4 protein-coding genes are annotated in these 4272 nt (G+C 38.9%); 2 read left to right on the top strand and 2 right to left on the bottom strand.

The features are described 5' to 3' along the window. On the top strand, positions 1-834 hold an 834-nt coding region (locus E1176_RS04990), incomplete at its 5' end, for a vitamin B12 dependent-methionine synthase activation domain-containing protein (protein ID WP_281349520.1). Positions 835-861: 27 nt separating this feature from the next. Continuing rightward, complete coding sequence (metF, locus tag E1176_RS04985) at positions 862-1815, top strand: methylenetetrahydrofolate reductase [NAD(P)H] (RefSeq protein ID WP_155209467.1); 954 nt, start codon at positions 862-864, stop codon at positions 1813-1815. Here metF and E1176_RS04980 read toward each other — a convergent pair. Both E1176_RS04980 and E1176_RS04975 read right to left on the bottom strand, forming a co-directional pair. Beyond that, positions 1807-3018: a caspase family protein gene (locus tag E1176_RS04980; RefSeq protein ID WP_155209466.1), complete on the bottom strand. Its 1212-nt coding sequence runs from the start codon at positions 3016-3018 to the stop codon at positions 1807-1809. The genes metF and E1176_RS04980 overlap by 9 nt on opposite strands. Positions 3019-3067: 49 nt before the next feature. Further along, complete coding sequence (locus E1176_RS04975; protein WP_155209465.1) at positions 3068-4255, bottom strand: hypothetical protein; 1188 nt, start codon at positions 4253-4255, stop codon at positions 3068-3070. Positions 4256-4272 lie beyond the last annotated feature (17 nt).

Below are 4272 nucleotides of genomic sequence, written 5' to 3'. Positions count from 1 at the left end.
ATCGACTGGACACCGTTTTTTCAAACCTGGATGCTTAAAGGCAAGTACCCTGCGATCTTTGAAAATCAAATAATAGGTAAAGAAGCGAAGAAATTATATGACGATGCTCAGGAAATGCTTGATGATATTGTTAAGAGTAAGTTACTGACAGCCAATGCGGTAATAGGCATTTATGAAGCAAAAAATGAAGGTGATGATTTAGGATTTTTTGATAATGGAAAGGCTAAAACACAATTTCACTTTCTTAGACAACAGGGTAAAAAAGGTAAAAACTTGCCAAACCTTTGTTTGGCAGATTTCATTTCTCCTAAGAGTGAAAAGGAATACGCTGGCTGCTTTGCTGTGACAGCTGGCATCGGCATCGAGGCATTGATTAAAAAATATGAGGAAGCTCATGATGATTATAATGCCATCATGGTGAAGGCATTGGCAGACAGATTGGCTGAGGCTTTTGCAGAATTAATGCATGAGAAAGTGAGGAAAGAAATTTGGGGTTATGCCAAGGACGAAAGTTTTGACAACGAAAGTCTAATTAAAGAATCTTATGATGGGATAAGACCGGCTCCGGGTTATCCGGCTTGCCCTGACCACACCGAAAAGAAATTACTCTTTGACTTACTCGAAGTTGAAAAAAATACCGGCATTACACTTACAGAGTCTTATGCCATGTATCCTGCTGCCTCAGTAAGTGGATTTTATTTTGCGCATCCTGAATCAAAGTATTTTGGACTAGGTAAAATTTCTAAAGATCAGGTGGAAGATTATGCCAGTAGAAAAGGCATGAGTTTAGAAGAAGCCGAAAAGTGGTTGGCTCCTAATCTTGAATACAAATAGACATCAATCAGTACGATAAAGCATATTATGAAAGTAATTGATCACATAAACAAAGCAAAACAAACACTTTTTAGCTTTGAAATTCTTCCACCTCTCAAAGGGGAAAACATAGAAAATCTATTTAACCACATTGATCCTCTGATGGAGTTTAATCCGCCATTTATCGATGTTACCTATCACAGGGAGGAATACGTGTATAAAAAGCGTGAAAATGGTCTCCTTGAGCGTAAATCTATTAGAAAGCGCCCCGGCACAGTTGGTATTTGTGCGGCTATTAAGAACAGATATGATGTAGATGCTGTACCTCATATCATATGTGGCGGTTTCAATAAAGAGGAGACCGAAAACGCTCTCATTGATCTTGACTTTCTAGGTATTGAAAACGTCTTGTTGCTACAAGGCGATGCAATCAAAACGGAGGCCTTATTTGTCGCAGAACCTGATGGGCATAAATACGCTTCTGACTTACTGGGACAGGTCGTAAACATGAATAAGGGTATATATTTAGATGAAGACCTGCAAAATGCCACTGCTACCAACTTTTGCATAGGTGTAGCCGGCTATCCTGAAAAACACTACACCGCTCCAAATTTGAGTACTGATATGAAGTACATCAAAATGAAAGTGGATATGGGGGCAGAATATATCGTAACACAAATGTTTTATGACAATTCAAAGTATTTTGAGTTTGTAGATAAATGCAGGGCCATGGACATCAATGTTCCGATTATACCTGGCTTGAAGCCAATCACCACTAAAAAACATATTACAGTCTTACCACGGTTTTTCCATATCGATATACCGGAAGAGCTAGCAGATGCTGTCGAAAAATGCACAGATAATAAGCAGGCAAAAGAAGTTGGTATTGAGTGGTGTATTAAGCAGTCAAAAGAACTTATGGAAAAGGGTGTGCCTGTTTTGCATTACTATTCAATGGGCAAGTCAGATCCTGTGTACCGTGTGGCTAAGGAGCTATTCTGATAGGTTTCTTTTCAGAAAGATAAAGTCGCCTCCTTCATCGCCAGCGAGGCTTATAGCACCATATTGAGGCACCTGGCCAGTCTCACTATTGTTTATAACTGCCACCTTAAAGTCCCCGTATACCTGCTCCGCTGATATTAAGGGAGATTGGTTATTCGTCAGGTTTTTGATCAGGTATTTTATGAATACGCTTTCATCTGGAACGGTTGAAAATGCTCCACTGGTCATGGCCTTCCTACTGGGGCGTTTATACATCTCCAGCATGGCCTTTCCGTTGTAAAAAACAGCTCTTTCCTTCAAAATACTGCCCCCAAAACAAGCATCTGTAATCAATAATGTGTGTTTTGAATCAATGGCTCTTACAAAGTCTCTTATGGTGCCATTTGACAGCCATTGGGCTTTAGAACTCATACTGGCATCTGAAGGCAGCCAAAAACCCTGCTTTAACTTTGCATCCCAAATCCCATGACCGGCATAAAAAATCAGTAAATTATCACGATTGGTTATTTCTTGCGAAAGTTTGTCAAATGCTTCAATAAGCATCGATCGAGAAGGATTCTGTAAAAAACTTATGTCTTCTTTTTCAAAAGTATAATGCGATTGCAGCGTGTTTATCAAAATAGAAGCATCTGTTATCGGTTTTGACAATGAAGGAATATCTGGGTCTGAATAATCATTTATCGCAATGACTAAGGCATAATATTTTCGTGTCTTTAAGGCTTTAATCAATTCACTCCCTTCAAAATCTTCGACTAAAAGAGGCTTGATCTTAATAGGAGGTGGCTCGGCAAGTTTTTGCTGATTGCTCACTCTGGTAAGTACAACATCTCCTTTAACCCCTGGCAGGCAACCTCCCCATATTATATTAGACCCATAAGTACCTTCTAGCTTATTCCCAGATAGAGCAAGTTTAAACTTTGGCAAACAGTGTAACCCGCTTTTATGGATAAATGCTGTGGCTGATAGCTTTGCCTGGCCCTTTTCTATGGTTCCGTTAAAGTAATATTTCGCTGAATCTTTGCTGCCATTTACTGAAGCCGTTCCTGTCAATACTTTTCCATCTTGATAGGCCGTCATGGTAAAATCATACTGCGTTTTACCAAATGTAGAGTGTCCTTTCCATTCTCCACCGTAATCCTGACTACTTACAGAGGAAGAATAAAGGATTAAGAAAACAAGCGGTATGAAATGGGTCTTAAACATCTGATCTTCAATTTAATAAATTATCAAAGATCAAATACAGATTAATAGTTTAAATCAAGTTATCAACTTCTTCTTTGGACATTTTAATCAAGAAAATGCGATTAAACCTACCTGCCACACTTACACTTCCGGTAATGGCCAGACCACCATCTTCTGTTTCGGTAAAACTTGCAACAGTGTAAGGATCTGCGTAACCAAAATATTTACTACCTAACAGTTCTCCGTTTTGATTAAAGGCATGAAGCACAACCTGACCGCTTTTCGTGTTACTGGCATAAAGCGTTATATCTTGTTGATTGATTGTAACAGTTTTAATAATCACCGGAGCATCAGGCACCAACTCAGGGAAAGGATTACCAATCATATCAGTTGAAGAAGTTTCACCCAGTACACTCACATCCTGATTGGGTAAGATATAATTATCACCGAAATTAAATCTCGACAGTGCAAATTTGGAATTGCCTATTGGCATGGCAGCACTTATTCCGCCATCATCTTGCTGCCCCTGAATAACCCCATCAGGCCCACTGCCATTTAGGTCTGTGAAAACCATAGACATGGTGTAATTATAAAAACCATTGAAAAAGTAGAGGTTATCAACCTGACCTGTGAAAAATGGCAACTGTTTTCCTGTACGCGTAAAATGCTTAATTATTGGAGCTTCTACATCTGAGCCGGCTCCTATAGTGAAGGATTCTGACTTTGTAGTATCACCTGTAAAGTTCACAGTAGATAAAACTGTGTTTTTCGATGCATTATCGTAAGAAAGCAGTAACAATTCATCACTATTTGATGAGTTAAGAGATAAAGGATATTGAAGGCCACCTAACGCGCTGTTTGTGGTAGCCAAATCGTTAGAGGAGATTTCGATTAAGTTAGCCTGAAGGTTTACTTCATTCATAGCCGTGAAAAAGAACCTATTGTCGGTTGTTTTGACCAAGCCAGGTGCAGGGTGAACCATACCTTCTAACCTAAGATCTGCTACAAACTCACCTTTGTTGTCGGTCTTTAAAAGATAAACTCCTGTGAAATCTGAATCTTCAATTCTTCTGGCGCCTAATATGATGTAACCCTCATCTGCTGTTTGTTTTACATCTATTGGAATAAAGGATGATTCGAAGTTTTTGTCGTCATAAATTTTTAAAAAAGAAGCTTTTGGAAGTGCCTCATTTTCTGATATGTCGCAGCTTGCCAACAATATAGTTGTTAAAAACAATATGGTAATTCTTGTTATCATCAGCTTTTAATTAGTCG

The organism is Fulvivirga aurantia, from assembly GCF_009711475.1.
GTDB classification, from domain to species: Bacteria; Bacteroidota; Bacteroidia; order Cytophagales; family Cyclobacteriaceae; genus Fulvivirga; species Fulvivirga aurantia.
This window is presented reverse-complemented; position numbering and strand designations above follow the sequence as displayed.